This is a genomic window from Dietzia sp. SLG310A2-38A2 (genome assembly GCF_014145095.1).
GTDB lineage: Bacteria > Actinomycetota > Actinomycetes > Mycobacteriales > Mycobacteriaceae > Dietzia.
Window position 1 is genome coordinate 7119 of sequence record NZ_JAALDX010000381.1, and the last position, 3825, is coordinate 10943.

The 3825-nt window shown below is 71.5% G+C and carries 4 protein-coding genes; all 4 read right to left on the minus strand.

Translation table 11 applies throughout. The features are described from left to right. The coding region (locus G6027_RS18935) for an RNA methyltransferase PUA domain-containing protein (RefSeq protein ID WP_346995731.1) at nucleotides 1–304 on the minus strand (304 nt) is incomplete at its 3' end. 4 nt (nucleotides 305–308) lie between these two features. After that, nucleotides 309–1472 carry a molecular chaperone DnaJ gene (dnaJ, locus tag G6027_RS13320; RefSeq protein WP_182637590.1) on the minus strand — a complete coding sequence of 388 codons (1164 nt, stop codon included), beginning with the start codon at nucleotides 1470–1472 and terminating at the stop codon, nucleotides 309–311. A gap of 64 nt (nucleotides 1473–1536) precedes the next feature. Continuing rightward, entirely contained in the window at nucleotides 1537–2577 is a 1041-nt protein-coding gene (gene hrcA / locus G6027_RS13325) for a heat-inducible transcriptional repressor HrcA (protein ID WP_182637591.1), read from the minus strand. A gap of 49 nt (nucleotides 2578–2626) precedes the next feature. After that, nucleotides 2627–3825: radical SAM family heme chaperone HemW (gene hemW / locus G6027_RS13330; RefSeq protein ID WP_182637592.1), on the minus strand; the 1199-nt coding region annotated here is incomplete at its 5' end.

Below are 3825 nucleotides of genomic sequence, written 5' to 3' on the forward strand. Positions count from 1 at the left end.
CGGCCTCGGTGGCCAGTTCCACGGCGAGCTCGGAGCGATCGGACTTGGGGAGCGCCTGGACCACGGTCACCAGGGGCGTCGGTCGGTCGACCACGGTCCGGGCCAGGACCTCGGCCTCGACCCGGCCGGGACCCGACGTCAACACCGAGCAGTCCGCCACCTGGCCGCGACCATCACCCACCCGGAGGAGTTCCCCCGGCCGCACCCGCAGGGCAGAGCCGGCATGCCGGCCCTCGGCGCCGTCCAGGACGGCCGTCTCGCCGACGGCGGGGACCGCGTCGACGCGGAACAGGGGCGGGGTCACCGGTTCAGTGACCCGCGACCGCGTCGCGCAGCCGCGAGAACAACCCGCCCCGGCGGGCGGTGTCCTCGTTGACGATCTCGGCCGAATCGCCGCCGAGCCGGCGAAGCTGCTCCACGAGGTCCCTTCGCTTGCGATCGAGCTTGTCGGGGATCACCACCTCCATGTGCACCGTGAGGTCGCCGGCACCGCCGCCGCGGACGCGCGGCATCCCGCGGCCGGACAGGGTGACCGTGTGACCGGGTTGGATGCCGGCCGGGATGTCGATCTCGAGGTCGTCGCCGACGACGGTCTCCAGGTCCACCCTGCCTCCGAGGATGGCGTCCACGACCGGGACGCGGACCGTGCAGTGCAGGTCCTCGCCGTCCCGGACGAACACCGGGTGGGTGCGCTCGTTGACCTCGATGTAGAGGTCTCCGGCGGGACCACCGCCGGGGCCGACCTCACCCTGTCCGGACAGCCGGATCCGCATCCCGCCGCCGACGCCGGCCGGGATCTTGGCCGAGACGGTGCGGCGCTTGCGGACGCGACCCTGGCCGGTGCAGTCGCCGCACGGATCGGTGATGATCTCGCCGGTGCCGGCGCAGGTGGGGCACGGGCGGCTGGTCATGATGTTGCCCAGCAGGGAGCGCTGGACGGACTGGATCTCACCCTGCCCCTGGCACATGCCGCACTTCGCGGGTGGCGCGTCGGTCGCCGACCCCTTGCCGTGGCAGGTCTCACAGAGGACGGCGGTGTCGACCTGGATCTCCTTGGTGACACCGGTCGCGCACTCCGCCAGGGTCAGGTTCACGCGGATCAGCGCGTCCGAACCCGGCTGAACGCGGCTCCGGGGGCCGCGTCCGCCGCCGCCACCGCCGCCGCCGAAGAACGCCTCGAACACGTCGCCGAGACCGCCACCGGCGCCAAATCCTCCGCCACCGAAACCGCCGCCGTACCCGCCGCCGGGCGAGGAGTCGAGGGGATCGCCGCCCATGTCCACGACGCGGCGCTTCTCGGGGTCGGTGAGGACCTCGTACATCGCGGTGATCTCCGTGAACCGCTCACGCGCTTCGTCCGACGGGTTGACATCGGGGTGCAACTCGCGGGCGAGCTTGCGGTAGGCGCGCTTGATCTCGGACTCCGAGGCACCCCGATCGACCCCGAGGGTCCCGTAGTAGTCGCGTGACACGTGTCGCCTTTCGTCAAATGAACTAAGTCGAGTGGAAAACTGGTCCCGGGTGAGGCTACGGGCGTCAGTGCCCGGACAGGATCTCGCCCACGTAGTGGGCAACAGCCGCGACCGAGGCGATTGTTCCCGGGTAGTCCATCCTGGTGGGCCCGAGCACCCCCATCCCACCGAGCATCTGGCGCTCGGAACCGTACACGGAGGACACCACCGACGCGCCGCGGATCTCCGCCGCCCGGGTCTCCTCGCCGATCTGGACGGTGACCCCTCCGGGCCCTCCCATCCCCACGGATTGCGCCGCCGAGAGCAGCCGGAGGATCACGACCTGCTCCTCCAGAGCCTCGAGGACCGACCTGAGGGACCCGTCGAAGTCGGCGGCGCTGCGGGTGAGGTTGGCGGTGCCGCCCAGGACGATGCGGTCGTCGGGCTGCTCCACCAGGGTCTCCACCAGCACGGTCACGCACCGTTCCGCGGCGTCGCGGTGGTCCGGACGAGCGCGGTCCGGCGTGGCCGCCAGGGCCTCGGAGGCCTCGCTGAGTCGCTTGTCCGCGACCGCCTCCGAGAGGAGGGTCCGGAGTTCGGCCAGGTGATCATCCGTCAGCGGGGTGGCGAGCTCGACTGTCCGCTGGTCCACCCGGCCGGTGTCGGTGATCAGCACCAGCAGCAGGCGGGTGGGGGCCAGGCTCACCACCTCGAGGTGGCGCACGGTGGAACGACCCAGTACCGGGTACTGGACCACGGCGACCTGGCGGGTGAGCTGGGACAGCAGCCGCACGGCCCGCCGGAGGACGTCGTCCAGGTCGACGGCGCCCTCGAGGAACGCCTGGATGGCCTTCCGCTGGGCGCGCGAGAGCGGTGTGATCTCCTCGATCGAGTCGACGAAGTGGCGGTAGCCCTTCTCCGTGGGGATCCGTCCGGAACTGGTGTGGGGCTGGACGATGAAGCCCTCCGCCTCGAGGACGGCCATGTCGTTGCGGATCGTCGCACTGGAGACCCCCAGCGAATGGCGGTCGACCAGCGTCTTGGAGCCGACCGGCTCGTGCGAGGCGATGTAGTCGGAGACGATCGCGCGCAAGACCTCGGTCCTACGATCGGCCGTGCTCGACATCGGATCCCCCTCCTCGCGCCCTGCGTACAGACGATTCTAGGCCAGCGTGTCAGAGGAGGACGTCGCGCACGACACCGTCCGCCAGCAGCCTGCCCGACTCCGTCAACGCGTACCCGGGGCCGTCGGCCCCGTCCGAGCGCCGGCGCCGCAGTAGACCCGCCGACACCTGGAGGTCCGCGCGCGCCCTCTCCTGAGCCGTGAACGCCCCGTCGGGGAGCCCCTCGGCCAGCCGGAGGCCGGTCATGATCCGCTCGAGGTGCCGGTCGTCCTCGTGGAGCCGCTCCCCGCCCTCGACCGGGAGCTCCCCCGCATCGCACGCCGCGGCGTACCGGGCCGGATGGCGCAGGTTCCACCACCGGGCGCCGGCGACGTGGGAATGCGCCCCGGGTCCGATCCCCCACCAGTCTCCACCGCGCCAGTACCCCATGTTGTGACGGCAGTAACCCGACTCATCGGTCGCGAAGTTGGAGACCTCGTACCAGTGGAACCCTGACTGCGACAGCCGCTCCGCCACCTGCTCGTATCGGTCGGCCAGCACGTCGTCGACGGTCCCGGGAAGTTCTCCCCGACGGATCCTCCGGGCCAGGGCGGTGCCGTCCTCGACGATGAGCGAGTAGGCGGACACGTGGTCCACCCCGGCGGCCACGACGGCGTCGAGGGTGTGGGCGAGGTCGTCGTCGGTCTCCCCCGGCGTCCCGTAGATCACATCGAGGTTGATGTGGTCGAACCCGGCGCGGCCGGCCTCGGCGACCGCCTCCTGTGGGCGGCCCGGGGTGTGGGCTCGGTCCAACACCCGCAGGACGTGCGCCGACGTGGACTGCATGCCCAGCGAGATCCGGGTGAACCCGCCCTCGCGCAGTCGTCCGAAGAACTCCGGCGAGGTGGACTCGGGATTGCTCTCGGTAGTCACCTCGGCGCCGGGCGTCAGGCCGAACGTCGACCGGATGCGCTCGAGCATCCCCACCAGTACGTCCGCACCCACCAAGGACGGTGTCCCGCCGCCGACGAAGACGGTGTCGACCGTCGGCGGGGTGCCCGCCCGGGCCAGGACGTCCGCCGCCCGCTCGATCTCCAGTGCGGCGGCCCGCTCCCAGTCGGCGGGCGAGGTCGCGGACCCGAGTTCCCCGGCCGTGTACGTGTTGAAGTCGCAGTAGCCACAGCGGGACGCACAGAACGGGACGTGCAGATAGATCCCGAATGGCGCCTGCGGGTCGCGTGGCGGCGGGGAGAGGGCGAGACCGGCGGGAT